Origin of the sequence: Paenibacillus paludis (assembly GCF_042610515.1) — a bacterium.
Taxonomy (GTDB): Bacteria; Bacillota; Bacilli; order Paenibacillales; family Paenibacillaceae; genus Paenibacillus_AQ.
This window is the reverse complement of sequence record NZ_JBGJZP010000004.1, coordinates 30,114-56,622: the sequence shown is the minus strand read 5'-3', so window position 1 is coordinate 56,622 and position 26,509 is coordinate 30,114. Positions and strand designations below refer to the sequence as shown.

The window sequence follows — 26,509 nt, the reverse complement described above, 5'->3', positions numbered from 1 at the left end:
CGATTTTGTGCAAACGTTTGTACTCAACGGTTTCATCAAGCTGCCCTTCCTGCCGCCTGAAGGCTACAGCTGATGCCCTATGGAAGCTTCCTTGATATCCAAAGCCACCATGGTTATAACATTTTTATTGACGTTATAAGGGATAAGGCGTGCCTGGCCGGGAGTGAACCCGCCGTGCTTATGCCGCATCCCGTTATCATGAACAATAAGTACAGGGCCTCCTCCGCCCTCAGGCTCCTGATAACCGATTCCCAGCACCCAATGGTAATCATAAGCGTATTTTCCCCGCCAGCGAAACGTAAGCCATTTATCGAATTTGAGCGCCACCGGCCGCTCCGCGTCAATCTCTGCTTTGTACCGGTCTATATCATTAAACACACTTACGGAGAAGAGTCCGCGTTCCTTCGCCTCCAGAGGAGCAGAAGACCGGATATAAGCTTTGACGCCTTTGGTAAAGCTGCGCACGCTCATTCCCCAAGGTGTTCCGCCATGATGGCTGTATACGTGATTAATATGTGCCGCTTTGGAAGCAAAATGACTTGCTCCGGGAATAAAAGCCCGGCCCTTCCGCGTGCGCCAATATTCCATCAATGCGGCGATGGTCGCCGGACCGCAGGCCGAGCCGGGCGAAGCAACACCCGGGTCCCACTGCGTATAAGATTCAGCGAGCAGCTTGTGCTCCCGCAGTGCTTTTCTCATAAGGATATCTTCTCCTGACGCTGCTGCAGTATCCGTTCAATGTCGGAGGTGAGAAACGGCTTGCTGATGAAATCTTCCATACCTACAGCCAGACATCTTTCACGATCCTCCCGTGTGGCATAAGCAGTCACAGCCACCATAAAGGGCCGCTTGGCCTGGGGGAGCTGGTCTCTGATTCTGGCCGCTGCGGTAAGCCCGCTCATCTCCGGCATCTGCACATCCATAAATACCAGATCATAGGGCTGCTGCAGAACGGCTTGCAGCGCCTGCTGGCCGTTCTCCACCAGGTCCGCAGTATATCCGCGTTTCTCCAGCATGATCAATAGAAGCTTTTGATTAACGGGATGATCTTCTGCGACCAGAATCCGCAGCGGACCGTATTTCGGCTCCAACTGAGGAAGACCTCCAGTAAGCAGAAGGCCACTTCCTTCCTCCTCAATCCGGGAATTATCATCGGGCTCGGCATCATCAAGGCTAATCACCGGTACTGATGGAGTCTGCACCTGTACCGGCTCCTCCTCCAAATCACTAGGATCATGATCAATATCCAAGGGCAAGGTAAAGTAGAAGTTCGAGCCTTCGCCTTCCACACTGTCCACTGCAATCGCTCCGCCCATAAGCTCAACCAGCCGCTTGCAGATGGAAAGTCCCAGTCCGGTTCCGCCATACTTGCGGTTAATGGACGGGTGCAGCTGGGAGAACGATTGGAATAGCAGAGACTGTTTCTCCGGCGGAATTCCGATTCCCGTATCCCTAACATTAAACTTCAGAGTCAGCTTATTCTGGTTAGGACAGAATTCCGTCCCCACCTCAATAGAGATATGACCTTCTTCAGTGAATTTCACTGCGTTGCTGACCAGATTCACCAATATCTGGCGCAGCCGGGCCGCATCGCCCATGATTAACTCCGGAACATTGGAAGCAGCCTGGCAGCTCAATTCCAGGTTCTTCTCTTTCGCTTTCGGCGAGAACAGCTCGGTTACGCTTTCCAAGACCCATTCAAGACTTACCGGCTCATGCACGAGGATCATTTTTCCGGCTTCTATTTTGCTGAGATCCAGAATTTCATTGAGGATATACAGCAGAGAAGTACTGCTCTGGCTAATAATCTCCGCATATCCGCGCTGCTCTTCATCCAGCTCGGTTTCTGACAGGAGATCCGTCATCCCCATAATTCCGTTCATCGGCGTCCGCAGCTCATGGCTCATAATCGCCAGAAACTCCGATTTCGCCTGATCCGCTTTCTCTGCCGATTCCTTGGCGCGGATAATCTCTTTCTCATCCGTAATATCACGGAACACAACAACCGCACCCTTACGGTCTCCTTTATCAAACAGCGGAGTAACCTGATACTCGGCCAGAAAGCTTGAACCGTCTTTGCGCCACAATACCGCATCTTTGCTCTGATGGGATTCCCCGGCACGGACGGCCTGCATCAGCGGAGAATCCTCCGGCCGGTAATGAAGACCATCCAGCGCTGTGTGCTGTATGTGATCCAGATAAGGATGGCCCATAATTTCACCGTAGGCGAAGCCCAGCATCTGCGCCCCCGCCGGATTGATGAAGGTTACCCTCCCCTCCGTATCAAGACCAAATATACCTTCGGAGACTGCATTTAAGATTAGTGTGTAATCATTGCCCAGCTTCTCGATCTGCTCGGTATACCGGATACGGTCCGTAATGTCACGGGAAATTCCGTACACGCCGACAACCTTGTCCCCGAGAATAATCGGAATGTTGGTCGTACTGATTTCTACCAGATGGCCATCTTTATGAATAAGGGTCAGATCATAGCTTTGAGGCATTCCCTGGCAAGCCAGATTAAAATGATACTGCGTCTTTGCCCTATCCTTCTCATGCACCAGGGGGCCGAAATAGCTGCCCACCAGCTCCTCCATTGAATATCCGCTCAGCACCTCCAGATTGGAGTTGCAGGTTAAGTAATCCCCCTGCAGATTCATGGAGTATACGGCTGACGGATTATATTCAAACAGCGACTTATAGCGCTGTTCGTTCTCTTGAAGCTTGGACTCAAATTGCTTGCGCTCCGTTATGTCACGGCCGACGGCAATAATCTCCACAATCCCGCCCTGCTCATCTAAAATATACCTGCTGTTCGTCTCAAACCAGACATAGCTGCCATCCTTGCGCCGGTAACGGTAGACCGCCGCCGGGATGAAGCCGGTCTGCTCACTTTTTGCCATCATTTCTTTCATTACTATTAAATCATCGGGATGCAAGTAATCAAAAGCACTGGTACCGACCATCTCCTCCGGTTCATAGCCGAGCAGAGAGCGGCTGGCCGGAGAGCAGTATAAGAATATGCTGTCTTCTATCGCATGGCGCGAGATCAGATCCAGTGAATTTTCCGACATCAGCCGGTAATTCCGCTCATTTTCTCTAAGCTGCTGCTCCATCTGCTGGCGTTCAGTGATATCCTGCATCATTCCGATAAGCTGAACAGGCTGGCCGGACGGTCCCAGTACCGTATCCCACTGAATATGCACCGCAAGCAGAGTTCCATCCGCAAGGACCAGCCGATAGGTACTCTCACCGGAATTCCCGTTTTCCAGCGTCTCCCGCACCCTTGTAAATATGTCGTTGATGTCATCCGGATGAACCAGCTCCAGGAATGTCCGGTAATCGACTTCGGCTGCCCCAATACCAAGCTTCAGCATACGCTGCAGCTCTTCCGAGAGGGACAGCTTGCCTTTCGTCAAATCCCATACCCAGGAACCGATTCTGGCGACTCTTTGCGCCGTGGCCAAAGCCTCCTCATTATGTTTGCGGCCCGTCACGTTGCGGCCAATACCCATGATCCGGATAATTTCATTGTTTTTCCCCCGGATCACATGAAAAGAGCTTTCGAACCACAGATAATGCCCATCTTTATGGCGTAAACGGCGGACATAGATGTCATTCTTCAGAAGAGCGTCAGACTTGTCCATGCCCTCGATATCATCAGGATGATAAAATTCCAGCCGGTTTTTGCCGATCATTTCCTCAGGGGTAAATCCGATTAACGAAAGAGATGAGGGAGAGATGAAGCTTAGTGTGCCGTCGGGCAATGTGAACGAAATCATACTCTGATCGTCTTTTAGAAATAAATCGTACAAATCACGGCTGTCTACTGTCAGCTGATCAGCGATTTTCCGGTCAGTAATATCCTGCGCGTATACAATAATATGTGAAGAGTCTTGTCCTGCATCAGCCCGCACGAATGTAAGGGAAACCCAAACAGAATGTCCTGCACGATTAAGAAACCTCTGTTCACTCTTTAAGGTATCACCGGGGGTGTATGAAAGCCCCTCCAATACACTCATTAGTGTGAGCCCTTCCCGGTCTTCCTGTTCTGGCTGTGACGCACTCTTGCTTCTCAATAAAGCTCCAGCTAGAAACTCCGGTTCACTGCAGCCGAGGATATTGCAAAAAGCGGAATTAACCTTGATCCATTTGTCCTTTTCTGAGGCCAGGACGGCCATTCCTACCGGAGACATCATGAAGGCTTGATCCAAAATATCGCTATTATATGCCAATTCCATCAAACAAGGCCCCCTTCGTCACGAGCCGGCTCGTATGCAGCTCTCTGTTGTCTTATTACCCAGTATACGTTAAGAAAAGTCCGGAATAAACGCGCAGCCTGGTTTCCATCAAAAAAAAGTTTAAAATACAAATATTGACGGGGTTTTGTCCTTCCCTTATAGTTTAGATAATATTTCATTCGTGACCTATTACGACGGAAGCACCCGTAATAAAGGCTTAGTAGCCTTTACTGCGGGTGCTTTTTTTGTTGTTGCGGAATAAGGGATGAGATTAAGGAGGAAAAAGATGAACAAGCTTAAGAAGATTCCCCTGGCAATGCTGGCGCTTCTGCTTGCAGTATTATCTTCAGCAGGCGCGGTAAACGCATCCGGAACAGCGCTGACCCCTTCGATTCAAGCCTCGTTTGAACTGACTGCCGCCACTGCGGACGATACGACAAGGACTAGGCTTAAAGGGTATTACAGTGATTTCTCCGTCCTGGTCGCCCAGTATGACAGCCGTGAGGCGCAAATCCGCCGGCTGCATGACAGCAATACGCAAGCGCTGATCATTGTCCGAAACCAAATCAAGGAAATAGATCAGTCCACCGTGGCCCGGCTGTCCACGGCCGTAAGCAGCACCAAAGAACGTTACCAGCCTCTCTTTGATCAATACAGCGCGCTCAACCGCCGGATTAACCTACTCAGAGGGTTGAAGGACAAGGTCTTGAAGGATGTGCTCCGCACACAGGCTGATGCTATGAAAATTCTCGTTCAATTCGCCCGTGAGGATATCCGCAATAAAGAAGCCCTGCTGAAAGCGGCCAAAGAAACCCGCGCCAAAAAGATGGCCGCCGCACGTAAAACCTTGGCGGGGCTTGAAAGCCCGCAGGCCTCGATCAAGTCCCAGAAAAGTGTGGCAACCTCCTTGAACAAACGGATATCGGCGGATTTCAGCGACTTCAAATCAGCTATCCGCAAGCAAAATCAGGCTTTGACTGCCCAATCCCTGTCATCCCTTATCTCAGGCTACCGTCAAATGGCAGCCAGCAAGCTGAAGATCGTTGAGCTTGAGCAAAAAATTGCCGGTGTGATTGCGGACGCGGCCAAGCAAATCGCAGCATGATTGCTGAAGGAATGTGTCTTCCGACTCTTGGTCCGCATATGGTAGGTAGAGACAATATCCATCAGCGGGCCTTGAGGAGGCTTATATTATGCATATCTGTATTATTGCACCGGAGCAGTTCCCGGTACCGGGGAACGGTTCAGTGGAGATCTGCATCTGGGCGATTGCCAGAAGGCTGGCCCGGCGGCATATGGTAACGGTACTAAGCCGCAAGTCACCGGGACTGCCCGACTCCGCAGAGCTTGAACAGGTCCGGATTATCCGTCTGGCTTCAGGCAGTCCTTCCCGTTATCTTGCCTCGGTACTCAAATATCTTGAGAAGACGTCCTTCGATATGATTCAGATCGATAACCGGCCGCTGCTGATGGCCGCCGTGAAACACCAGCATCCCCTGACTCCGGTACTGCTGTATCTGCACTCTCTGACGTTCGTACCGGCAGAACGCCGAATTGCCCGCAGCCTGGCGAAGGCTGACGGCATCGCTGCCAACAGCCGCTCCCTGCAGCAAAGAATTTCCCGGCGCTTTCCCGGCCTGGACAAGAAACTCAGTGTTATTCCGCTAGGAGCGGACCTGTCCCGGTTCATACCGGCCGAAGAAACGGAACGGCAACGTCTCCGGCGGTTATACAGGCTCCCGCAAGTGTTCACGGTGCTGTTCGTCGGGCGGGTGATCCCCCGTAAGGGAGTGCCCATACTGCTGCAGGCCATGCACATTCTCAATAAACGCCTGCCCTCCCATCTGATCATAGCCGGCCGGGGCAAACCTCCATATATCCAGCGGCTCAAAACCCTCGCACGGAGACTGGGTGTATCTGTATCTTTCGTTGGAAACATCGCCCATGAGGATATTCACAGCCTGTATCAGATGGCCGATTGCCTCGTCTGCCCTTCCCAAGGGCATGAATCCTTTGGACTGGTCAATGTGGAGGCCATGGCCTCCGGGCTTCCGGTTATTGCTTCGAATAACGGCGGCATCCGTGAGATCATCACGTCAGGCCACAACGGCTACCTGGTGGACCGCTACCGTCAGGCCGCCCCCTTTGCCAAACGTCTGCTGACGATCGGACGCAATCCGGCGAAGGCGGCAAAGATCGGGATGCAAGGGCGGAGTGATGCCCTGCGGGCTTTTGAGTGGAGGCATACCACAGCACAATTGGAGGAGCTGTACCGCTCGCTTTTGCCGCAATAGCAGAGGTCTACCGCAGGGGCGCTCCTCTGCTATGCGACAATGTGTAACAAGAAATTAGTGATCTTATTCGCAGGATATGGCCTGCAGTAAATATTATACTCATATTGTAAGCGTTGCCATTAACGAAATGTATTGCTTATACCGCTATCATGAAATTGGCAACCCCCTACAACACACACTATTGGCTGTAGAAAGGGTGCATCGTTATGTTAATGATCAAAGCTATAGTTAGACCTGAGAAAGCGGATGAAGTCATGGCTGAATTAATGCTTGCCGGCTTCCCCTCCATCAGCAAGATGGATTTGCTCGGCCGCGGGAAACAAAAGGGAATTCAGGTCGGAACCAACTATTACAATCAAATTTCCAAGAAGCTGCTGATGATTGTCATCCAGGATGATGAGAAGGATGATGTAATCAGCATTATTATGAGAACGGCAAGAACCGGCGAGCACGGCTCCTTCGGTGACGGTAAAATCTTTGTGCTTCCCGTGCTGGAGACCTTCACCATCAGCAACGGTAAAAACCAACTGTAACCCTTGTCCCTTTGATAAATAGCTCTATAGAAAAGAGGCAGCAAAACATCCCCCGGTTCCGGCTGTTCCGGTTCAAGGGTACGCTTTGCTGCCTCTTGATGTTGTAGTCTTCTGACTTTAGATCATCTGGATGACTGTAAGCACAAGTCCCACGACAAAGCCGCATACCGCACCGTTGACACGAATCCACTGCAGATCCTTGCCCACCTTGTCCTCCAGCATGTTCACCAGGCTGGCATCATCCATTTGATCAAGGTTCTCCTTGACCAATACGCCAAGCCGGTAATGGTTAGCTTCCACGAAGGCGATTAATGAAGCGCGAATCCGCTCCTCCCAGCTCTCCGTCCACTCTTTTTCCGTACTGATGCGCCGGGCCAACAAGGCATACAGCGCAAACAGCTTGCGTCCTCCGCAGCTGCGGTCCTCTTCCAGCATGGCAACCGCCTTGCCGCGCAGAGCTTCCAATTGCTTATGCAGAAACGCTGAAGCCGCTTCGCCTTGCAGCTCCTCCAGCGCCCATTCCTTCAGTGAAAGGATCCGTGCTTCGTCGTTCACAAGCTGAAACAGGGCGACGCGGATTTCCTGGATGATCTGCTCACGGTAAGGATTATCCGCTTCACGGAAATCCCGGATACCGGATTGCAGCATGCCCTGGAGCATTTCTCCCAGCATATCGGCATCCACAAATCCGACAAATGCCTGAAAGGCCATGCCTTTCAGCCCCCCCAGCTTCACCTCGGCCAGTTTCTCACTGGCGATCTTGCCCAGCATCGCCCGCGTCTCAGGGCGGCTGCTCCAGCCGGAGATGCCTTCAAGCGCATAATCGAGCGCGGCAATATCCTTGCCGTCGTTCATTAGTTTGGTGACGATGCTGTCGGCGGCGGTACCAAGCTCCGCTTCACGGATGTAATCTGCAACCGCCGTCTGAAGATAAGGAACCGCCTTATCTACCGGAAGCCGCTGAACAAAGGTGCTGAGCTGCTCCAGCATGTCGGCTCTTGCTTTTTTCCTTGCTACAAACTTCGTCAGCAGTCCGCTGCCGAGCGACACGAAGCGGATCTTGCGCAGCTTGTTCTCGATGCTCTCTTTGTTCAGCAGCTCATTCTCCATAGCGGAGATAAGAGACTGGATGATCTTATCCCGGTTCTTCAGCAGAAGCGAGGTATGCGGAATCGGCAAGCCCAGCGGATGGCGGAACAGTGCGGTAACCGCAAACCAGTCGGCAATCCCCCCTACCAGCCCGGCTTCGAAGCCGCCTCTCAGCAGAACAACAGCCAGATTATCCGGCAAAAACAGTGTAAGCAGAAAACCGCAGGCCATGACAGCCAGCGATATCGTAGCTAAATTTCTGGATTTCATCTTTATCCCCCTTACCTAAAGCGTCGGACAGCTGTTTCCCTGGACAGGGAAATACCGCCAATCACATTGTGACCCTATGAGCTGACGATTACGGCGGCCGTTCACTTGTTAGTCTGCCTTTCATTGTACCACGAGTAAACTCCTTTCTGAAAATGCAGTACACTGCACAATTTTCTGCGGTTATATAGATTGAACTTAAAAACTTGAGATAAGGGAAAGGAGCAACGGAGGGGGATTTTGGAACTGGAGGAGCGGTAGTGTCCGCCTTTGTCTTCGGATTTCTACCGCTAATTGCGGTTAAAATCAAGAAATCCGAAGACAACAGCGGCCGGAAGTCCAAATATTCACCGTAGTTGCGACTGATCCTGTACTCTAAAACCTTAAGTTCAATCTATATGGTTTCTTTTCATGAAAATGGATTTTTTATTTTCAGAACATTAATGATAAGATACTAGGAACGATCTCATTGCCCTTGAAGGGGACAACCTGCGGTACAGGAAGGAATGCAAACGATATGCTGATAGCACTCGATATGGATGGAACACTGCTTAACGAAGAAGGAATCATTAGCCCGGAGAACCGGGAAGCGATAGTACACGCCCAAAACCAGGGACATATTGTAATCATCGCCACAGGACGCTCTTACATGGATGCCGAGCGGCAGCTGCGGCTGGCCGAGCTGGAATGTCCGGTAGTCAGTCTGAATGGAGCCGTAGTGACGCTGGCTGACGGGACACTTGTGGCAAGCAAGCCGCTGAACAAAGAGAATATTATTCCCGCGCTGCGCTGGATGAACGAAATTCCTGAATTGTATTATGAGGTATACACAGAGGATAACGTGTATGTAGAGCTCGATAAACGGGTGCATCTGGAGAAAATATCGGAGCTTAAAGATGACGAGGTGCCGGAAGAACTCCGCTGGCTGCTTAAGGCCATGATCGACCAGCAGTTTCAGCAGGCTGCCGTGACCTATGTGGAGGACATGGAGGAGATCTGGGGCAAAGCGGACAAAGTCATCTACAAGACGCTGGCGTTCTCGCTGAACCTTGAGCTTCTGAAAGAAGCCTCTACACGTTTCGCCGCCATTCCCGGACTCATTATCACCGCTTCTCATCCCAACAATATTGAGATTAACCATCAGGACGCTAATAAAGGGGCCGGTGTAAGCATGCTGGCTAAGCATTTCGGCATGGCTCTGGAGCAGGTAGCTGTAATGGGCGACAGTTACAACGATCTGCCGATGTTTGAGGTGGCCGGCTACCGGATCGCCATGGAGAATGCTGCTTCAATCCTCAAGGAAACGGCCGATTTCATCACGCTCAGCAATGCAGAACATGGTGTGGCAGCGGGAATCCGCCATCTTTTGGACAAGGCGTAGGGGGAATCTAAATGAACATGTATCCAGGCATTGCCCTGCTGTATGACAATCGGCTGCTGCGCACGGAGCTGGAATGCGAACAGTTTGAGCAGGCCCTGGAAGGCCTGGCTGGGGATACGGAGGACGCTGTGATCCAGCAGATTTTCAAGGTGTTCGATGATGATACCGAACAGGAGGAGGTTATGTTCGGTCTTGTTCATTTTCTGGAGAGCTACCAAATGGAGATGTACCTGACCCAACTGCTGGAATCGCTGCCGGAGCTGCTGGAGACAGGCCGTAATTGGGCGATTATTCTGATCCAGAGAATACTGGGCGATGATATCTACCGCAAGGAATTTGCCGACATCGCCGCCGGCATGCCCCTGCGGATCAAGAGATGCCTGGCGTTTCTGCTGGAAGAAATCAAGGAAGACAAGCCGCGGCTGTTCGAGCGCAGAGCCAATTCTATTCTGGGAAAATTAAAGTAAGCACAGCAAAACCCCTTTCCCAGGATACTTCACTTCGCATGGGCAGGGGCTGCAGAAACCTATTATTGTTCAAAATCGAGATTGACCGGCGCAAGCGGCAGGGTATCTTCCCCGCCTTCATCTGTCGTGGGCGTCTTGGCATCTACGACTTCGAAGCGGAACTGATCGACCCAGGCCTTGCCGGAGCCGTTCAGCAGGACCCCGAAAGCTATCGCATGGCTGTCCTGCGGAATATCCAGAATGACGTTGTATTGATTCCATTCTCTGGAACCTTTAATTGGCCTATGGGCCATATTATCAAATTTCAGCATTTCCCCGTTCGCGGCATCGACTCTCATCCATAAGCCGGCCCATCCGAAGATATCCCCTGCTTTGACAAAAGCAGACAGCTTCAGCCTCTGCCCGCGGTAGGCTTCCGAGCTGAATATTTGCATGAGTGTAACAAATCCGTTTTCGCTTGCATTACCGGATTGCAGCAACGCCGATGCCTTGCCCATATGCACTTCCGACTTGTCCACCTTAACATCATAGCCGCCGCCGTTCATGCCGGTTATGGTCCAGCCCTGCAATGCCTTTTCTGTGCTCATCCTGATCTCTCCTTTATTAAGTTCTCTCGAATAGGTCCGGTATTGTCCGGGGGTGAGCCGGTATGCTTTTTTGAAAGCGCGGGAGAAGGCCTCCTGAGATTGAAAATGGTACTCCAGGGCGATATCGAGAATACGCTTATTGCTGTAGATCAGTTCCCCTGCCGCTTTCGCAAGTCTTCTCCGCCTTACGTAATCTGCCAAGGTTTGCCCTACTACTGCATAGAAAATCCGGTAGAAATGGTGGGTAGAAAATTTGCTGTGCACCGATACTTCCCTTAGGGTAATCCGCTCTGTGAGGTTCCTCTCTATATAGTCCAGTGAGCTTCTCACCGTTTTGAAGTGCATTTTATCGCTCATTGGTGTTCCCTCCTCTGTTCCAAAAATAACATAGCGGCCAAACGGATATTTGATCTTTTATCTCATAAATCGGCTGTTCTATACAGAAAGGGAAATACAGTGGTATAGTGTAAACTGGCTAAAAATTAAACCAAACCCGTATTGTAAACAAACGAAGGTGAATCTAATGAACAAGCTCTTATTTCATAATATACCGCTGGGCGCTACCGGCGAACGGATTCCCCAGGCGGCAATCGCCTCAGCCCGGACCAGCCGCGAGATGGTGAAGCCGGAGGATGGCGATGCGGCTTATTTCCGTTTGCTGGAGGAAGGCGGAATTCTGCTGAATCAGCCGCAGATCGCCGCAGTGCGGCATTACCAGGGTCCGCTGCTGACACTGGCCGGGGCAGGCTCCGGCAAAACCTCGGTTCTGATCTGCAGAACCGGTTATTTGCTGTCGGTGCGCGGCATATCCCCCAGCCGCCTGCTGCTGTTGACCTTCTCCAGCAAGGCGGCAGCGGAAATGCGCGAACGCATTGCAGTGCTGCCGGGCGTGAGCGAAAACGACGCAACACGCCTTCAGGCCCGCACGTTCCATTCCTTTTTCCTCTATTTCCTGAGGCGTCAGGGTCTGCGGCAGGACATCTTCCATGAGACACGCCGCCAGCACATTTTGCTGAAGCAGATCATGCGCGAGCTGGGGCTGCCAAAGGATGCTTATCCGCCGGAAACCCTGCTTGCCCTGCTCTCTTCCTGCAAGATGAATATGGGGGAGCCGGAGAATCTGCCGGAAACTACAACCGCCGAGCAGGAAATGAAGGCCGTCCTGGCCCTGTATGAACAGTGGAAACGGGATAATCACAAAATTGATTTCGACGATGTGCTGCTGATTGCCTACAGGATGCTGCGGGAGCAGCCGGCGCTACTGCAGGAATTGCAGAATAAATTTCAATATGTAATGGTTGATGAGTTTCAGGATACGAATGCGCTGCAATATGAACTCGTCAAAATGATCGCCCATCCGCAGCATAATCTGATGGTCGTCGGGGATGATGACCAGACGATATACTCATTTAACGGAGCGCGCAGCGAGTTCATTCTTGAATTCGAGAAGCTTTATCCGGGCGCAAAGGTTATTACGCTGGATATCAATTACCGTTCCGGTCCGGCGATTGTCGGGCTGGGTAACGGAATCATCCGGCATAATACGCGGCGGCGCTCCAAAACGCTGCAAGCGGCCAAAAATGGCGGCAGCCCGCCCCGGTACCTGCGCCCGCAGACGGCGGACGAGGAAGCCGAGCAAATTGTGGAGCATATTGTAAGCCAGGTTGACGGCCATTCCCGGGAATACCGCGATTTCGCACTGCTGTACCGGGCGTCGAGCAGCAACCGGGCGATTCTGGAGCTGCTGCTGCTGCGCGATATTCCCTACATTGATTACGGTGAAGGCCAGCTGCTCTACGAGCATTGGCTGATTTCCCCCGTGCTGGACCACCTGCGGCTGTCCGTGAACCGCCGAAACTTTGCCGCGATGGAGAATATTCTGCCGACGCTCTACATGAACCGGGAAAAGGGCATGGACCATATCCGCCGGATGGAGGCCATCCAGCCCAAGCAGGGGCCGCTGATCCATCTGCTGTCGATGCCCGGCATGGAGGATTTCAAAGGGACCAAGCTGCGGGAACGACTGGAGCTGATCCGGGGGCTGGGCAGCGTAACTCCAGTACAGGCTATCCGCCAGATCCGCATTAACTTCTATGATTACTTCATTGAAGCCAATGAGCGTCATCAGGCTACACTGCACCGGGAAACGCTAAAGGAAATGCTGGACGAGCTGGAAACCTCAGCGGAACGGTTCGACAATATCACCGTCTTCCTTGATTTTATCGATAACATTACCGAGCGGAATGAGCTGAGCCGCCAGACCGGCCTGAAAGAGCAAGGCAACCGGATTGCACTCATGACCATCCACAAATCCAAAGGGCTGGAATTTCCGGTAGTCTTCCTGATCGGAGCCTCTGAGGGGATTCTTCCCCACAGTTCCGCGCTGGAGGGTGACCGGCTGAAGGACCGGAAGACAGTAAAACCGACAGTAGGCAGCCCCCTGAAGACCGGGCCGGAGTCCGGCATTGCGGCGCTGGAAGAAGAACGCAGACTGGCCTATGTTGCCGTCACGAGAGCCCGGGAAGAGTTGTTCATCAGCTCGCCGGCTAGGCATCGGGGCAAAAAAGCCGAGGTCTCCCGCTTTATGCTGTCCGCCTTCCGCTCTGCCGTAGCTTCTTCTGCACCTGCTGTATCGGGACTAAGAAGCGGGTATACCAGAACAGAGCACAACTCCACCAGAACGTCAGCGGGAAGAACCCATACCGTTGCCGTCTGGAAATGCACCGGTACAAATTGCCCGGGCTGGACCCGGATGAAAGCCGGCGGAGCCGAGGATCACTTATCCTCCAAGCCCTGCCCGCTCTGCAGCTCCCCTATGGAACAAAGCACACGGGTGGTTCCCGTATAACAGATATTTCGCAAAAAAAAGCCCCTTCAGGCAGCTTTGGCTGGAATCATGAAACCATGAGTTCCCTGCACTGCTGCCGGAAGGGGCTATTAATGTCTTCTTATACTTGAGCCGGAGTCTCCGCCGGTTCTTCAACTTCTTCATGTACTGTTTTGATCTGAATCATTACTGTGCTCGGATCCGTCAGCACCTCAATGCCCTTCTGGAAGATCAGATCGGAGACAGCCAACTGGTCGCCAATTTCCAGACCGCTGATATCTACTTCCATGGAAGAAGGCAGATCGCCCGGCATGCAGCGAACTTCTACTTCATAGATTTCAACTTGAAGTACCCCGCCAGCTTTGACACCAGCAGCTTCACCGGCAAAATGGATTGTTACCTTACTGTCCATACTGATCGACATATTCACATACTGAAAATCGATATGCTGCACTTTGCCTGAAATGGAGTCCTTCTGAATATGTTGAACAACTACCGGAACCACCGTATCGTCGGACAATTTCCCTTGCAGGATTGCCCGCGGGTTGGTTCTAATCACGTTCAACAGCTCTTTCTCTCCCACTTCAAGGCTTAGAGTATCTTTACCAATACCATACAGCACAGCCGGGATCCGTCCTTGCTTTCTTGCGACGTTCAAGTTGGACTGTGTTTCTTCCGTACGATTGTTCAATAGAATAAATTTACTCATTTTTGTTTTCCCGCTCTCTTCGACCATAAATTCTTGTCATTAGAAGCATAACACGACCATAGAATCTAGTCAATTCTCACCCATTTATTGCTCATACTCCAAAAAGGGGTCGGGAAGTTCAATTCTGTAGGCTTCGGCATCGCTGACGCCCACTGACAATACCGCCCGGCCCTGCTCACCCCGTACCAGTCCGCCGCTAAAGATGACGTCCTGAAGATCCGGGCGTTTGCCGGGACCGATCGGAAAGTCACTCCTGGCAGCAATAATTTTGACCGGAGTAGTTTCAAACGTACCGGGATTAAGCGAGAAGACCATGGAGTAGTAATGTTTTTTTCCTAAGCGGTCAAAACAGGCGATATGTCCCAGAACGCCTACATGACCGTTCTTCAATAAATGCGCTTCATTCGCCCCGCCCCACTCCTCGGGAACAAACTGATCTTGAAATATTTCCGCTTCCAGAAAGGTCTGCTCATTTAATTCCTCCAGCGAATCGATAATCGTGAAGCCGATCATCCCTCTTCCGCCCTTCTCTCCTTGCGGCCGAGTGAATACACCGATCCGGCCGTCCTGAAGCTCTATCAGCCGGATATCCTTCATCATTGCCGGACCGGACGAGAAGTGGCGCATGGAATCAATGCGGTACCCTCGGTAGAACTGCGTAACCCACGAGACGATTTTCTGCGGGTCATCCCCTGCGGTAATCACTTCAACCCCGCCTACAATCAGTTCTCCCTTGATGTGGGTTACACAGGGGTCCTGCAAATTATAGGTATGTGTATGTGCACGGGGTATCCAGACGCCATCGCAGAGTGTAAAAAAGAAGACTTGAGAGAACTCACTGTCCCGTTCCTCAACTCTTCCCAGAATCACTTCCTCCCCGTCATGTACAAACGGGGCCGTTATATTGTATACATCGCGTTTCCCAACACCGGAAAAAACCAGCTTCTCCACGCTCACATGACGGAGCCTAGCATAAAAGGTGTCCAGCAGTTCGTTACAGGTTGCCGTCTTGAACGGTCTCCTTGTCATTGCCTTCCTCCTCATATTCGTTTGCTTTATCTATCGCCCAATCGTTCTCATCCGCTTCCATCCGGATCAATTCACCGGGCTGGATATTGAAATAGGTACAGAGCTTCAGCAGCAGATCCCGGGGATACTGCACCATCTCGTCTTTGTACATCCGCCGGACGGAATCGAAATGGTAGTTAATTTCTTTGGCAAGCTTGCGGATCGATAATTTGGGGTCATGTTTCTCCATAACCTCACTTAATTTACTGCGTATAACCGGCATTCCTTCACCTCCTACATCACTATATCTGGAGAACAGAGGAGAGTCAATAAATTGACAAGAAAAAATGGTCATGTTATAGTATGGGCAGGAAATAAATTGCAGAAGTCAAATTTTATACCACTTCACTTTAGAAAATAAGAACTCCTTATTTTCTTTTTTTTTATAAAAATTCTTAGGAGGCTCTCTATGTTGAATCATGACAGCAATAACCGAAACATTGTTTTTCTATCTACAAGCCTGCCTAGAGAATGCGGAATTGCTACGTTTACCCAGGATTTATTAGATCAATTTACCGGGCTGCTGGGCTTCAATACGCCTCGGGTCATCGCCATGAACAACAATGAAACTTACCAGTACAGCGACCAGGTCATGAGGGAAATTAACCAAGATAAGTTGTCTGACTATATAGAGGCCGCCGATGAGCTTAACAAATCAGACGCCCATTTGCTCGTTATCCAGCATGAATTCGGCATCTACGGCGGGGAAAGCGGAGAATATCTGCTGTCATTGATCGAAAGGCTCGAATTGCCGTATGTAGCTATTTTTCATACCGTATTAAGAGAACCTACAGCCAAGCAGCACCTTATTATCAGCCGGATTGCAAAGGGAAGTGTCAAGGTAGTAACGATGGCCCAATCCACCCTGCACGATCTGACCTCCATCTATAATATCGAGGATTCCAAGATCGCCTGTATCCATCACGGTGTACCTTATGTAAAAACAGCTCCTAGAGCGGAGCTTAAAGTGCAGTATGGTTTTGGAGAACGCAAAATCCTCTCTACCTTCGGCTTTTTAAGTCCCGGCAAGGGGATTGAATATGCTATTCAGGCCATGCGCGGAGTGGTGAAGCAGCACCCGGATGCACTATATATCATCTGGGGCAAAACCCATCCGGTGGTCAAGCTGGAAACGGGTGAAGTGTACCGGCAAAAACTGACGGACCTCGTCAGCGAATTCGGTCTGTCCGATAATGTGCTCTTTGTCGATAAGCTGTTGACCCAGGAAGAAGTTATTGAGTCGCTGGTGATGTCCGACATCTACTTGACCCCCTATCTCGGCAAGGATCAAGCCGTAAGCGGCACACTTGCCTATGGCGTTGGTTATGGAAGAGTAATTGTTTCCACCCCTTACCGTTATGCCGAAGAAATGCTTGCCGAAGGCAGAGGCCTGCTGGCAAAATTCCGTGATTCAGCTTCGCTGGAAGACTGCATCCTCGAACTGCTGGATGATCCGGCCAAAGTGGAGGCCATGGAGAAACGGACCCATGAGCTGGGACAAACGATGATGTGGAATGAAGTCGCTAAATCCTACGCTGCGATTTTTCAGGAGAAAATTTCGCAAGCGAGCCTGGCAGACCGGAGTGTGATTTGATGCAAACCTCCGTTGCTGTAACGTTCAAGGCGGATTACATGCGCAGAATAACCGATGATACGGGGATTTTCCAGCATACCAAGTTTGGCGTCCCCGACCGTTCGAAGGGCTATACGACCGATGACAACGCCCGTGCTTTAATTGCAGCCGTTCTGTTGTATAAAAAGGATCAGGATACCGTCTCGCTAGACCTGATTCACACGTATCTCTCCTTCATACATCACGCACAAAATGAGCAGGGCAACTTCCGGAACTTCATGGATTATAGCCGTTCATTTCTCGAGGACAACGGCTCCGAGGATTGCCAGGGGCGTACGCTTTGGGCGCTTGGCTTCGCACTCTCCTACTCGTCGATTCTGCCCGACAACCTGCTGAATACCTGCCGTTATCTGATCAATCAGGCGCTGCCGCATATAGAAAAGCTTGGTTCGCCCCGTGCCGTAGCTTATGCCGTCGTAGGCCTCAGTTATCTGATCAAAACGCCCGGCGCATTAACCTACTCCTTTCCCTATCCCCATACGCCAAGTACGGCAGAGGAAAAGGCATTTCTGTCCAAAGACTTCATCACCGGCCTGATTGAGCGCATCGCTGTCCGGCTGCATAATCAGTATAACCGCACCAAGGGAGACGGCTGGAACTGGTACGAAGACAGCCTTACGTACGGAAATTCCATGCTTCCCTGGGCGCTGCTGAGGGCTTTCAAGCTTTCCGGAAATGCTGCGCTTAAGCATACAGCCAAAGAAAGCCTTGATTTCCTTGCTTCACGGACTTTTGCCCGGGAGGGCTATTACAAGCCCATCGGCAGCCACGGCTGGCTGCTGCGCGGCGGGGAGCCGGCTCTCTACGACGAGCAGCCAATTGAAGCCTGCGAAATGCTGCTGACCTGCCGGGAGGCTGCGTCCGTTCTTCAGGACCCGTCTTATCTGCAGCAGGCTGACTTATGCTACGCATGGTACACAGGGCATAATTCCTTAAATCTGCCGCTGATTGATCCTCAATCCGGGGCTTGTTATGACGGTATCCACAGCAGCGGACTGAATCTGAATCAAGGGTCGGAAAGCATCATTTCCTTCTCCATTGCCCATCTGGTGACCCATCATGGATAAATACGCGACCATCCTTGCGGGCGGAGGGGGCACCCGGTTCTGGCCGCTGTCCAGACAGGAAATTCCCAAACAGCTGCTCAATATCAGCGGCAATGACATCATGCTCAACGATACGATTGAACGCTTCAAGGGCATTATTCCCCAGGAGAACACCGTCATCGTGACAAACCGCACCCAGGCCGTGCTGCTGGAGAGCATTATGCACAGCAGCGTGCAGAAGAGCAATATTCTGATTGAACCTGTGGCCCGCAATACCTCCGCCAGTATCCTGTTCGCTGCGTTCTCTATACAGCATATGGCCCAAGAGGATTCCTTGATGGTCGTCCTACCCTCCGATCACTATATCACTGATGAACCGCAGTTCCGGCTTACGCTGGATGAGGCCTGTACGGTAGCCATGGAAAGTGACCGGATTGTCACGATCGGCATCAAGCCTACCTTTCCTTCTACAGGCTATGGTTACATCGCTTATGACAAAGACCCCATCTCAGCAAGTCCGGTAGCGGTCTATGATGTGGCTGAATTTGTGGAGAAGCCGAACTTCCAGAAAGCCCAGGGTTATCTCGCGTCAGGCAATTATTTATGGAACAGCGGGATTTTCATCTGGAAGACATCCGTAATCCTTGATAATTTCAAGCGTTACCTGCCCCGGCTGTACAACACCATGCTGCCGATCAGCGAGGCGCTTGGCACAGATCAGGAAGCGGAGACGATTAACCGCATTTATCCCCTGCTTCAAAATATTTCGATTGATTACGGAATCCTGGAGCGTTCTGACGAGGTGGTAGTCCTGTCCGGCCAATTCGGATGGAATGATATCGGCAGTTGGGATGCGCTCGGCGCTATCTTCCCTCCGGATGAGTCCGGCAACATTATTAAAGCCAACCATATAGGCATTGATACCCGCAATTCGATCATTTACGGAAACGGGCGGCTGATCACCACGATAGGTGTAGACGGATTTATCATTGCCGATACCGGGGATGCGGTCCTCATCTGCCCCAAGGACAAAGCTCAATCCGTCAAGGACATCGTCGATCTGCTCAAGGAAAAGGGCATGACTTCATATATCTAAATTCCGCAAAATGTAAGAATGGCTGTGGCTCCCGGCTTATTTAGATAATTTATTTCAAAAAAAGTGACCGTTGCTCTGATAGCAACGGTCACTTTTTTATGAATTCATTTATATATGTTCGAGGTTCCCGCAATTAGGTCCACGCCCACAGGAAGCCGTCGCGGTCCCATGCAATCCTTCCGGCATGCAGCTTGCGGAAAGCCTTCTTCACATCCTTGGACAGCGAAGCATTTCCGTTCTCGTTCACAAATACAAATTGCTCGCCGAAATTCGCCTTCACATATTCAATCGCAGCAGTCTGGTACAAGGTTCCGGTAAATTGGATCTCCTTGACCATCCACTCCGCAACCTCTTGCGCAGTAACTTCCATCAGGTGTTGCCCCTTTCGATCATCCTCTATTTCAATGTTCCCCCATTATAGCATAAATAGCAACGGACCCTGGAAATGTCCGGATCAAGTGTAAGTGTCCAGATGAAACTTATATCACTTCACTGCGTCAGTATTTACAGAAAGTAAGATCCCGATCTTCTGGAGGAACTGAAAATGAATAAAGCGTACAAAGAGTTATTTCTGAATACGGTCTATCTCTCCCTTGGAATCAGTGCGGTTTTTGCAGGTATAGTAGCGACAGTTAACGATGAGTCCCCGCTGGGGTTCTCCTGGGGGTTTAATTTCCTCGGTATTTTTCTGTTTATATATTTTTATAATCTGATCGTGAGTGTACTGAACTTCATCCTGACCAAGCTCTGTAAGTTATTGGCCGTACGGCTTATTGTCTTTAATGCTGCGGGGCTTTTATTGACTGCACTGCCTGCTTATCATTTTCATGAGTGGTTCCTGCTCAGCCTTTATGCTTCATTTATTGTCCTGTCGGCCCATTCCATATGGAGCCAAAGAACGGCTGACCGCCCGTAACCCCGCCTATTCGTCATTACTATAGAAGATCAAACAACCGCCCGGAGAACCGGGCGGTTGTTTGACGATTCAATATGAAGGAAATAGCTACCGCTACCGCTTCCGCACTGCCACGCTGACCACACCGTAGCGATACAGCACCTTACGCCCGAACCAGTTGAACAACCGGTCGGTGAAAAATCCCATAAACCCAAGGCAGAACAGCCCAACAAAAATCCAGTCCGTGCGGAAAAACAGCCGCGAATTCCAGATCAGATAGCCTACGCCTTCGTTCGAAGCGATCATTTCAGCACCGATAATCGCCATGTAGGAGGTTCCCATCGCCAGACGCACGCCGGTAAAAATATACGGAGTCGTAGCCGGAACGATAACATGCAGCAGGATTTGCCATTCACTTGCGCCCATGCTGCGTGCCGAACGGATTTTATCCTCTTCCACAGACACCACCCCGGTCAGCGTATTCAACACCACAATAAAAAATGTCGCGTACATGATCAGCGCGATCTTCGATTGCTCTCCGATGCCGAACCAGACTAGAAACAGCGTAATGAAGGCGATCGGCGGAATAAAACGGATAAAATTCAGAAACGGCTCCGCAAAAATACGGATTACATGGACTTTGCCGATTACAAGTCCTACAGGGATGGCAATCAGACTGCCCAGCACCCAGCCGACCAGCACCCGGTAGAAGCTGATGCCGATATATTTCATCAAGGTACCGTCACTAATCAGCTCCCGCCCGCCTTTAAGTGTAGCCCACGGTCCGGGGATCACATCAGGTCCATAGAGCACTGCACCCAATTGCCAGATCGCCAGTGCGGCCAACCACAGCAAAGTGACGGAGACCCATTTTTTCTCTATCCATTTCATCATGCTTCACACCCTATCCTATTCTTCGAAATGGCCTTGAATTTGGTTGTACAGCGAGTAGAACTCCGGTGATGCCACATCTCGCGGATAGGAGAGCGTGTTGTCGTAAATATCCGTAATATTGGAGGATGGACCTACGGACATAATACCGATCCGTTCACCGAGCAGCAGCGCCTCCTGAATATCATGGGTGACGAAAATAATGGTCTTGTGCGTCTCACGCCAAATATTGACCAGTTCCTTCTGCATCGTCCGCCGGGTCATTGCATCCAGCGCACCGAACGGCTCATCCATCAGCAGGATGGCAGGATCGTTCGCAAGCACACGTGCCAGCTGCACCCGCTGCTTCATCCCGCCCGAGAGCTCTTTGGGATACTTCTCCTCATGACCCTTCAATCCGACAAGCCCGATATAGCGGTCCGAAATTGTGCGCCGCTCCGGCTTCGGTGTCTTTTTCATCCGCAGCCCAAATTCCACATTCTCCCGCACCGTCAGCCACGGGAACAAGGAGGAGTCTGCCTGCTGGAATACAACTGCGCGGTCCCGGCCGGGTCTATCCACTTCAACATTATCCACTCTGAGGTTTCCTCCGGATTTGGAGACAAACCCGGCAATCATATTCAGCAGCGTCGATTTCCCGCAGCCGCTCGGTCCGAGCAGAACAAAAAACTCCCCGCCTTTAATGACCAGATTCACATCTTTGATAATGTAATGGACGTTTCCGGCTGCAGGCTCGCTGTAGCTTTTGCGAAGCTGCTCGATATGAATGGCATTCTGCTTGGCAGTTAAGGCCATATGGACACCTCCTAAAAGTTTTGTATAGCATAGGGCTCCTCGGTCAGCCTTGGTCAGAACTGGCTTCGGAACCCGCTTCATAAGAGCATGTTATTTGCCGTAGGTTACTGTATCCGGCAAAGCCTTCTTCAGCGGCTCCAGATTCAGCTTGCTGTCCAGGTCAAAGTCCTGTGCGATGATACCCGTCTCGACCATGTATTTCTTCTGGCCTGCCAAGCTGTCATAGGCAGCCTGTGTAAAGCCAACCTCCCATGGGTTAACAGGCAGATCCTTCAGCGTATTTTCTCTCGGCTGCTTCACTTCCTCGTACATGAGATCCGCCACTTCATCTGGATGCTCCTGGGCATAGGCTGACGCTTCAGCAACAGCCGCCAGGAATCCTCCGATCACATCCGGCTTTGCCTTCAGAAGCTCATTGCCGGCCACAATTCCTGTACCCAGCCGCACTGGAGTTTTGGACATGTCAGTTAACTGATGCACACCTTCTAAGGCATTCAGCTTATCTTCCAATGCTGAACCGATGACCCAGGCGGCATCAATATCTCCTTGCTTCAGGGCAATAAAGGCTTCGTCAAAAGCCCCCTGCCCGGTAAGCTTCACATCACTTAACGCGATGCCCTGCTCCTTCAGGTATTCATCCCACAGATACGGTAGGAAGGTTCCGCGCAGGAAGCTAAGATTCTTGCCTTTCAGATCGGCGGCACTCTGGATCTCATCCCTCACGTACAGCTTCCACGCCGCCGCAGCCTGATCGGTAGCCAGACCGGCAGAAGCAATGATCGAATATTCGCCTTTGGAAACAGCGTTCAGCAGCGGGAAATCAGCGCCGTAGGATACATCCACCTGCTTGATGAAAAGAGCATTCACACCCTCTGCGGGGGTGCCAAAGTTGACAATTTCCGCGTCGATTCCATGATTTTTGAAGAAACCTTTATTTAGAGCTACACGGAAGGTCGGATTGGAATTCGTGTCGGCAATCTTGATTTTCACGGTCTTCTCCTTGCTGCCGGATGATCCCTCAGACGCGGCGGCATCTCCCTTGGAACTGCAGCCTGACATAAAAATTACGAAAGATAAGGATAAGAGCAGAAAAGCAGAACCATACCAGGATTTTTTCAAGTAAACACACCTCTTCATTTTGGAATTAATCTATCTCGCTCTCTGAACAGCGCTCTCATCAGCGGTAGCCACACAAGCAGCTCCTTCTACAAACGGCAGGGTTGTCGCTACACTTACTACAGAATCCGAGCCCTTCGGCGCTGCACCAGACACTCTGAAGGTGGTCACATCTATGGGTTCAATCGCAATTTCCTTCGGCTTCTCCAATTGCGGCACCCATGCATACGGCACCCGGTAGGAGCGGTAGACCATATTCGTGTTTCGGCGGTCGGTAAATGGCGAGACATACTCCCAGACCAGCTCATACTCCGGAGTAACCTCAAACAATCTGCCGTTCGATCCTTCTGTAATCAACGTGTTCCCATTGGCTAGCCGCTGGGCCGAGCTGATATAAGGACTGTAAAATTTATAGGAGTCCGTCGGAACTGAGAATCCGGCCTCTGCCGAAGTGTATTGCCATACGACCTCTAACGTTACGGGATCAATCTCCAGGATACGGGAGTGGTCGCGCACCGCATTCTTCTGCCCGAAAGGTGATGCCGGATTCGGCAGACCATAACCGCCCCAGCCGCCGTTGTCGAATACGAGAAGATTGCCTTCACCCGGCAGCCCTTTTGGAATAATGTGAGCGTGATGCTGGCCGATAATCCATCCGATATGCTTCACTTCAGGGAGAGAATAGTCCGGTCCGAGCCGCCAGACAATAGCACCTGTTTTCCTGTCCGTAATCGCGATGATGTTCGCTTCCCGGGCATCCCAGATGACGTTATCCGGGTGAAACCGTTCGTCTCCATTATCATAGAACTTGTTCAGCCCCACGTACGATGCAGAGTTGATATGCAGCCAGTCGCCTACGCCGCCGCCGAGATTACCGAAGGAACGCGTGTTAGGGTCGCGGAACAGGACATTACGGGCCGCTTCGTCAAAGCCCAGTTCAGCAAAGTGATCGCTGGCCTTCCACTCCCAGATAATTTTGCCTTCCCAGTCCACTTCAAGAATGGTGTCATCCAGCAGCTCTTTGTTGGAGATGATGTCGTTGTGCAGGTTCTTATGGGCGAGAATTAATGTCTTGCCGCTGCTTACCTTAGGCTCAAGCCCCGGAGCGTAATAGCCGACCGGATTACCTTCCCGCTGGTAATCGTGGTGCTGGCGGGCATACCACAGCGGCTCATAGCCGGGATCTTCAATATGCTCATAGCTGTTGTACTTCCAGACGATATTGCCATCCCAATCGACTTGCACCAGATCCACATTATCCTGAATGCCAAACTTCGGATCTCTCCGGCCCGTGCTGCCTAGTACATAACCGCCGGGGAGGATTTTGGCCGGAAAGCCGAGCAGCCCCTGCCACAGATGAACCTCTTTGCCGTTCATGTCGATCAGCACTACACCTTCTTCACCCGCCTGAAATACCGTATAGCCGCTCCACGCCTTGGCCGGATTGTACACTGTTGCTCCTGTTGGATAAACTGTTGAATGTCCCATAATCATCTCTCCTTAAAGTTTTGTGTGTATTGGCTTCCTGAATCGGCTTCGAACAAAACTCGCTTCGGAAGCATTTGCTTAAGTTTTGTGTGTATACACTTCCTGAGTCACTTCGAACAAAACTGCTTCGGAAGCATAGACATTATTTTCTCAGTAACTAAGATATTTGCTCTCTGTCACGGTTCTCGGCGGCTTCTGTTCAGGGCTGGCAGGAACGGGGGGCTCGGCATTCTGCTGCGCCAGCTCCAGCAGCGTATCCGAGAACCCCTCCAGATTGCTGATGATCCGTTCATAAAAGCGGCTCTGCAGCTCAAGCTCCTCCTCCGTGAAGCCCTCGAACAGAAGCGTGATACATCGGGCCCCGATGTTGCTGTTGCGCTCGGCCACTTCCCTGCCCTTGGCTGTAATATCGAGTAATACGGTTCTGCGGTCATCTTCCTTGCGCCTGCGCACTGTATACCCGCCGGCCTCCAGCTTATCGCTTAGTGCAGTAATCGCACCGGAGGTGAAATCGAGCTGCCCGGCCAGATCGCCAAGCCGCTGCTCACCCTCGCGGATGATTTTGTGCAGAATCAGCATACCCGGCAAGGTAATCCCCGCAACACTTACACGGTCACGCTCCTTCACAAACCTGCGCACCATTTTGCGGAACAGATAATCCGCCTCTTCCAGCTGCTCCCATTGTTCTTCCGTCATGCTCTCCCTACTTCCCTTCCATCAGCCAACAAAAAAAGACTCCCGGCACACTCCCCCCATAGGGAGATCATGCGGGAGCCTTTGGCGGTCCAATCGGCTCAGGTAATTATTTCATTGTTCATTTAATGACTGGTGAATTATTGCAGTAATCATAAACCCCCTTAAACCAACCTGTCAAGTGTGGATTTAGAGAAAATAAAAAGCATCCCGCAGGATGCCCCGTATCTTCATCTTAAGTTAACCGGATCACATAAGTTATGAACTGGTACGCATTATCCTTCAAAATGCCGGAAGAAGCGAGCAGCTTCTTGCCGGAAGGGCTCCAGCGCAGCTGGTCGGCCACTTCAATGTCAGCCAGAACCGGTGTTTGTTCGCCCGTTTCCACTTCGGTGATAAATAAACCGTCCTGACCCGAAGCAGCGTTTCCGGCAGTTAGTGCATAAGCCAGCTTGCTCCCGTCCGGGGACCAGCTGGTTCCGAATATTTGCTGCGCCGAAGCTAGTGTTGACTGCTCATTGCCCTCCGTGTCGCAGAGAACCAGGACCATCTCTCCCGGCTTGGTCCGTTTTACAATAGCCAGCCTGCTCCCGTCCGGTGAAGGAATGACCCACATGACACTTTTCTTCAGCAGTTTGGATTGCTTCGTTTCGGTATTGTAAGCGTTCAACTCCGCCTCTTCACCTGTGACGTAATAGATCAGGCTTCCCGACTGCACCACCTCATGAACATACGCCGCACCGGGTTTAAGCACAATTTCTTGATCACCATTCAGATCGACTCTTAGGATATTGCCCTCCATATCAGGAAAAAGAATCTGCCCGTTATCAATCCATTTCCCCTCTTCGCTCCTGAACTGCGTATCGTCCACCTGTACGGATACTCCAGTCTCCAGATTCATAATGTAGCCAAAGCCGGTGAAATCCTCCAACTCTTTGTAGAGAAGATGCTTCTTGTCGGGAGACAGCAGGGCCGAGCCGTAATTCTTCTCCCCTACCAGGAGCGGAGTCTCCTCATCCGTGGATAGGTTGTGCAGATAGAGATTATGCGGATAACGTTTCTGGCCCTCAACCGTCTGTGGAGGCAGCTGACGATTCTCCTTATCCACAACAAGGCTGTCTTCACTGACAAAATCCATTCCACGGACATTCTCCACCTTGTCAATGCCCTCCAGCTCCAGCTTCGTGTAGACCGATTCGCTGGTATTGTCCAGAACGGTGATCTTCTGGCCGGATTTTTCTACGATCTGCCGTGTCTCCGTTTCGCCCGCATTGCAAGCCGCCGTGGATAACAGTATTGCCGTGCACAACAGAAACAGCGCCGCCTTGCCCGGCTTTCCGCCTATCTTTGCAGCCATGATCGTTCCCCCTACAAGCTTAAGTTGCTCCAAGCA

The 26,509-nt window shown here is 51.3% G+C and carries 24 protein-coding genes; 10 read left to right on the top strand and 14 right to left on the bottom strand.

What is annotated here, in order from left to right; genetic code table 11:
* Positions 1-63 precede the first annotated feature (63 nt).
* Both ACAN56_RS08960 and ACAN56_RS08955 read right to left on the bottom strand, forming a co-directional pair.
* The gene (locus tag ACAN56_RS08960) at positions 64-699 is read right to left on the bottom strand and encodes a C39 family peptidase (protein ID WP_379142156.1); all 636 of its coding nucleotides are present in this window, start codon (positions 697-699) and stop codon (positions 64-66) included.
* Positions 696-4,241 (bottom strand): PAS domain S-box protein, encoded by a 3,546-nt coding sequence (locus tag ACAN56_RS08955; protein ID WP_379142154.1) that lies wholly within the window; start codon positions 4,239-4,241, stop codon positions 696-698. Before ACAN56_RS08955 ends, ACAN56_RS08960 begins: the two co-directional genes overlap by 4 nt.
* A 286-nt stretch (positions 4,242-4,527) precedes the next feature.
* Here ACAN56_RS08955 and ACAN56_RS08950 point away from each other — a divergent pair, with 286 nt between their 5' ends.
* The 3 genes from ACAN56_RS08950 (at position 4,528) to ACAN56_RS08940 (ending at position 7,068) form a co-directional block, all read left to right on the top strand.
* A complete protein-coding gene (locus tag ACAN56_RS08950) occupies positions 4,528-5,346 on the top strand; it encodes a hypothetical protein (RefSeq protein WP_038585013.1) in 819 nt (272 codons plus the stop codon).
* 88 nt (positions 5,347-5,434) lie between these two features.
* Positions 5,435-6,535 carry a glycosyltransferase family 4 protein gene (locus tag ACAN56_RS08945; protein WP_379142152.1) on the top strand — a complete coding sequence of 367 codons (1,101 nt, stop codon included), beginning with the start codon at positions 5,435-5,437 and terminating at the stop codon, positions 6,533-6,535.
* A gap of 206 nt (positions 6,536-6,741) precedes the next feature.
* Positions 6,742-7,068 (top strand): P-II family nitrogen regulator, encoded by a 327-nt coding sequence (locus tag ACAN56_RS08940; protein ID WP_038585008.1) that lies wholly within the window; start codon positions 6,742-6,744, stop codon positions 7,066-7,068.
* A 117-nt stretch (positions 7,069-7,185) separates the two neighbouring features.
* On the opposite strand, the gene ACAN56_RS08935 is transcribed toward ACAN56_RS08940, so the two are convergent.
* Complete coding sequence (locus ACAN56_RS08935; RefSeq protein WP_038585005.1) at positions 7,186-8,427, bottom strand: DUF445 domain-containing protein; 1,242 nt, start codon at positions 8,425-8,427, stop codon at positions 7,186-7,188.
* A 514-nt stretch (positions 8,428-8,941) separates the two neighbouring features.
* On the opposite strand from ACAN56_RS08935, the gene ACAN56_RS08930 reads away from it, so the two are divergent.
* Positions 8,942-9,805, top strand: coding sequence for a Cof-type HAD-IIB family hydrolase (locus ACAN56_RS08930; protein ID WP_038585003.1), 864 nt, complete (start codon positions 8,942-8,944; stop codon positions 9,803-9,805).
* 11 nt (positions 9,806-9,816) lie between these two features.
* Positions 9,817-10,272, top strand: a complete 456-nt coding sequence (locus ACAN56_RS08925; RefSeq protein ID WP_379142147.1) for an Imm30 family immunity protein — start codon at positions 9,817-9,819, stop codon at positions 10,270-10,272.
* A gap of 62 nt (positions 10,273-10,334) precedes the next feature.
* Here the strand turns inward: ACAN56_RS08925 and ACAN56_RS08920 are convergent, their stop codons facing one another.
* Positions 10,335-11,216, bottom strand: a complete 882-nt coding sequence (locus tag ACAN56_RS08920) for a helix-turn-helix transcriptional regulator (protein WP_076111559.1) — start codon at positions 11,214-11,216, stop codon at positions 10,335-10,337.
* Positions 11,217-11,382: 166 nt separating this feature from the next.
* On the opposite strand from ACAN56_RS08920, the gene ACAN56_RS08915 reads away from it, so the two are divergent.
* Positions 11,383-13,707: a UvrD-helicase domain-containing protein gene (locus ACAN56_RS08915; RefSeq protein WP_379142143.1), complete on the top strand. Its 2,325-nt coding sequence runs from the start codon at positions 11,383-11,385 to the stop codon at positions 13,705-13,707.
* A 100-nt stretch (positions 13,708-13,807) separates the two neighbouring features.
* On the opposite strand, the gene ACAN56_RS08910 is transcribed toward ACAN56_RS08915, so the two are convergent.
* From ACAN56_RS08910 to ACAN56_RS08900, 3 genes are all read right to left on the bottom strand, one after another.
* A complete protein-coding gene (locus tag ACAN56_RS08910) occupies positions 13,808-14,395 on the bottom strand; it encodes a 50S ribosomal protein L25 (RefSeq protein ID WP_379142139.1) in 588 nt (195 codons plus the stop codon).
* An 84-nt stretch (positions 14,396-14,479) separates the two neighbouring features.
* Positions 14,480-15,424: a DUF1861 family protein gene (locus tag ACAN56_RS08905; protein ID WP_379142137.1), complete on the bottom strand. Its 945-nt coding sequence runs from the start codon at positions 15,422-15,424 to the stop codon at positions 14,480-14,482.
* Positions 15,390-15,686: a helix-turn-helix domain-containing protein gene (locus ACAN56_RS08900; RefSeq protein ID WP_052091753.1), complete on the bottom strand. Its 297-nt coding sequence runs from the start codon at positions 15,684-15,686 to the stop codon at positions 15,390-15,392. The genes ACAN56_RS08905 and ACAN56_RS08900 overlap by 35 nt, the downstream gene beginning before the upstream one ends.
* A gap of 186 nt (positions 15,687-15,872) precedes the next feature.
* Between ACAN56_RS08900 and ACAN56_RS08895 the strand changes: the two genes are divergently transcribed.
* Genes ACAN56_RS08895 through ACAN56_RS08885 form a run of 3 tightly spaced genes read left to right on the top strand, consistent with a single transcriptional unit; the run spans position 15,873 to position 19,238 of the window.
* On the top strand, positions 15,873-17,057 hold the full coding sequence (locus ACAN56_RS08895; RefSeq protein ID WP_379142135.1) for a glycosyltransferase family 4 protein: 1,185 nt from the start codon (positions 15,873-15,875) through the stop codon (positions 17,055-17,057).
* Positions 17,057-18,163, top strand: a complete 1,107-nt coding sequence (locus ACAN56_RS08890; RefSeq protein ID WP_052091752.1) for a glycosyl transferase — start codon at positions 17,057-17,059, stop codon at positions 18,161-18,163. Before ACAN56_RS08895 ends, ACAN56_RS08890 begins: the two co-directional genes overlap by 1 nt.
* Positions 18,156-19,238, top strand: coding sequence for a mannose-1-phosphate guanylyltransferase (locus ACAN56_RS08885; protein WP_038584983.1), 1,083 nt, complete (start codon positions 18,156-18,158; stop codon positions 19,236-19,238). The genes ACAN56_RS08890 and ACAN56_RS08885 overlap by 8 nt, the downstream gene beginning before the upstream one ends.
* Positions 19,239-19,371: 133 nt before the next feature.
* On the opposite strand, the gene ACAN56_RS08880 is transcribed toward ACAN56_RS08885, so the two are convergent.
* Complete coding sequence (locus tag ACAN56_RS08880) at positions 19,372-19,608, bottom strand: DUF6953 family protein (protein WP_038584980.1); 237 nt, start codon at positions 19,606-19,608, stop codon at positions 19,372-19,374.
* A 174-nt stretch (positions 19,609-19,782) separates the two neighbouring features.
* On the opposite strand from ACAN56_RS08880, the gene ACAN56_RS08875 reads away from it, so the two are divergent.
* On the top strand, positions 19,783-20,154 hold the full coding sequence (locus ACAN56_RS08875; protein ID WP_379142130.1) for a hypothetical protein: 372 nt from the start codon (positions 19,783-19,785) through the stop codon (positions 20,152-20,154).
* A 93-nt stretch (positions 20,155-20,247) separates the two neighbouring features.
* Here the strand turns inward: ACAN56_RS08875 and ACAN56_RS08870 are convergent, their stop codons facing one another.
* The 6 genes from ACAN56_RS08870 to ACAN56_RS08845 form a co-directional block, all read right to left on the bottom strand.
* The gene (locus ACAN56_RS08870; RefSeq protein WP_038598357.1) at positions 20,248-21,024 is read right to left on the bottom strand and encodes an ABC transporter permease; all 777 of its coding nucleotides are present in this window, start codon (positions 21,022-21,024) and stop codon (positions 20,248-20,250) included.
* Positions 21,025-21,042: 18 nt separating this feature from the next.
* Positions 21,043-21,819 carry an ABC transporter ATP-binding protein gene (locus tag ACAN56_RS08865; RefSeq protein WP_038584974.1) on the bottom strand — a complete coding sequence of 259 codons (777 nt, stop codon included), beginning with the start codon at positions 21,817-21,819 and terminating at the stop codon, positions 21,043-21,045.
* A gap of 90 nt (positions 21,820-21,909) precedes the next feature.
* On the bottom strand, positions 21,910-22,938 hold the full coding sequence (locus tag ACAN56_RS08860) for an ABC transporter substrate-binding protein (protein ID WP_379142127.1): 1,029 nt from the start codon (positions 22,936-22,938) through the stop codon (positions 21,910-21,912).
* Between the two features lie 30 nt (positions 22,939-22,968).
* Positions 22,969-24,423: an aryl-sulfate sulfotransferase gene (locus ACAN56_RS08855; RefSeq protein WP_379142125.1), complete on the bottom strand. Its 1,455-nt coding sequence runs from the start codon at positions 24,421-24,423 to the stop codon at positions 22,969-22,971.
* A 150-nt stretch (positions 24,424-24,573) separates the two neighbouring features.
* Positions 24,574-25,119, bottom strand: coding sequence for a MarR family winged helix-turn-helix transcriptional regulator (locus ACAN56_RS08850; RefSeq protein ID WP_379142123.1), 546 nt, complete (start codon positions 25,117-25,119; stop codon positions 24,574-24,576).
* 232 nt (positions 25,120-25,351) lie between these two features.
* Positions 25,352-26,473 (bottom strand): TolB family protein, encoded by a 1,122-nt coding sequence (locus ACAN56_RS08845; protein ID WP_379142121.1) that lies wholly within the window; start codon positions 26,471-26,473, stop codon positions 25,352-25,354.
* Positions 26,474-26,509 lie beyond the last annotated feature (36 nt).

What these genes read in the sequence shown, in the direction of transcription:
- ACAN56_RS08855 (WP_379142125.1), bottom strand. Translation starts at nt 24,423, where the DNA reads ATGGGACATTCAACAGTTTATCCAACAGGAGCAACAGTGTACAATCCG.
- ACAN56_RS08870 (WP_038598357.1), bottom strand. Translation starts at nt 21,024, where the DNA reads ATGAAATGGATAGAGAAAAAATGGGTCTCCGTCACTTTGCTGTGGTTG.
- ACAN56_RS08850 (WP_379142123.1), bottom strand. Translation starts at nt 25,119, where the DNA reads ATGACGGAAGAACAATGGGAGCAGCTGGAAGAGGCGGATTATCTGTTC.
- ACAN56_RS08920 (WP_076111559.1), bottom strand. Translation starts at nt 11,216, where the DNA reads ATGAGCGATAAAATGCACTTCAAAACGGTGAGAAGCTCACTGGACTAT.
- ACAN56_RS08880 (WP_038584980.1), bottom strand. Translation starts at nt 19,608, where the DNA reads ATGGAAGTTACTGCGCAAGAGGTTGCGGAGTGGATGGTCAAGGAGATC.
- ACAN56_RS08875 (WP_379142130.1), top strand. Translation starts at nt 19,783, where the DNA reads ATGAATAAAGCGTACAAAGAGTTATTTCTGAATACGGTCTATCTCTCC.
- ACAN56_RS08890 (WP_052091752.1), top strand. Translation starts at nt 17,057, where the DNA reads ATGCAAACCTCCGTTGCTGTAACGTTCAAGGCGGATTACATGCGCAGA.
- ACAN56_RS08895 (WP_379142135.1), top strand. Translation starts at nt 15,873, where the DNA reads ATGTTGAATCATGACAGCAATAACCGAAACATTGTTTTTCTATCTACA.
- ACAN56_RS08900 (WP_052091753.1), bottom strand. Translation starts at nt 15,686, where the DNA reads ATGCCGGTTATACGCAGTAAATTAAGTGAGGTTATGGAGAAACATGAC.
- ACAN56_RS08950 (WP_038585013.1), top strand. Translation starts at nt 4,528, where the DNA reads ATGAACAAGCTTAAGAAGATTCCCCTGGCAATGCTGGCGCTTCTGCTT.
- ACAN56_RS08845 (WP_379142121.1), bottom strand. Translation starts at nt 26,473, where the DNA reads ATGGCTGCAAAGATAGGCGGAAAGCCGGGCAAGGCGGCGCTGTTTCTG.
- ACAN56_RS08955 (WP_379142154.1), bottom strand. Translation starts at nt 4,241, where the DNA reads ATGGAATTGGCATATAATAGCGATATTTTGGATCAAGCCTTCATGATG.
- ACAN56_RS08960 (WP_379142156.1), bottom strand. Translation starts at nt 699, where the DNA reads ATGAGAAAAGCACTGCGGGAGCACAAGCTGCTCGCTGAATCTTATACG.
- ACAN56_RS08915 (WP_379142143.1), top strand. Translation starts at nt 11,383, where the DNA reads ATGAACAAGCTCTTATTTCATAATATACCGCTGGGCGCTACCGGCGAA.
- ACAN56_RS08930 (WP_038585003.1), top strand. Translation starts at nt 8,942, where the DNA reads ATGCTGATAGCACTCGATATGGATGGAACACTGCTTAACGAAGAAGGA.
- ACAN56_RS08925 (WP_379142147.1), top strand. Translation starts at nt 9,817, where the DNA reads ATGAACATGTATCCAGGCATTGCCCTGCTGTATGACAATCGGCTGCTG.
- ACAN56_RS08885 (WP_038584983.1), top strand. Translation starts at nt 18,156, where the DNA reads ATGGATAAATACGCGACCATCCTTGCGGGCGGAGGGGGCACCCGGTTC.
- ACAN56_RS08945 (WP_379142152.1), top strand. Translation starts at nt 5,435, where the DNA reads ATGCATATCTGTATTATTGCACCGGAGCAGTTCCCGGTACCGGGGAAC.
- ACAN56_RS08905 (WP_379142137.1), bottom strand. Translation starts at nt 15,424, where the DNA reads ATGACAAGGAGACCGTTCAAGACGGCAACCTGTAACGAACTGCTGGAC.
- ACAN56_RS08935 (WP_038585005.1), bottom strand. Translation starts at nt 8,427, where the DNA reads ATGAAATCCAGAAATTTAGCTACGATATCGCTGGCTGTCATGGCCTGC.
- ACAN56_RS08865 (WP_038584974.1), bottom strand. Translation starts at nt 21,819, where the DNA reads ATGGCCTTAACTGCCAAGCAGAATGCCATTCATATCGAGCAGCTTCGC.
- ACAN56_RS08940 (WP_038585008.1), top strand. Translation starts at nt 6,742, where the DNA reads ATGTTAATGATCAAAGCTATAGTTAGACCTGAGAAAGCGGATGAAGTC.
- ACAN56_RS08910 (WP_379142139.1), bottom strand. Translation starts at nt 14,395, where the DNA reads ATGAGTAAATTTATTCTATTGAACAATCGTACGGAAGAAACACAGTCC.